The sequence below is a fragment of the Marinobacter vulgaris genome (assembly GCF_003344045.1).
Taxonomy (GTDB): Bacteria; Pseudomonadota; Gammaproteobacteria; order Pseudomonadales; family Oleiphilaceae; genus Marinobacter; species Marinobacter vulgaris.
Genome location: NZ_QFWX01000068.1, coordinates 1 through 309, shown reverse-complemented (window position 1 = coordinate 309; position 309 = coordinate 1). Strand labels below are relative to the sequence as shown.

Below are 309 nucleotides of genomic sequence, written 5' to 3'. Positions count from 1 at the left end.
GAACTGGTACTACTACCCATAGTGGAGAGCGCTTTTGACCCGCACGCGACGTCTGGCGCCAATGCAGCAGGCATCTGGCAGATCATTCCGAGCACAGGGCGAAATTATGGTTTAAAGCAGACCCGCAACTACGATGCGCGTCGTGATGTTGTCGCTTCAACGACAGCCGCTCTCGACATGATGCAACGTCTGAACAAGATGTTTGACGGCGACTGGTTATTGACCGTCGCGGCGTATAACAGTGGTGAAGGTCGTGTACTGAAGGCAATGAAAGCGAATAAAGCGCGTGGAAAACCCACAGACTTCTGG

1 protein-coding gene is annotated in these 309 nt (G+C 53.1%); it reads left to right on the top strand.

What is annotated here, in order from left to right:
• A partial coding sequence (locus DIT71_RS17830) for a transglycosylase SLT domain-containing protein (protein ID WP_158538989.1) occupies positions 1–309 on the top strand: 309 nt, incomplete at both ends.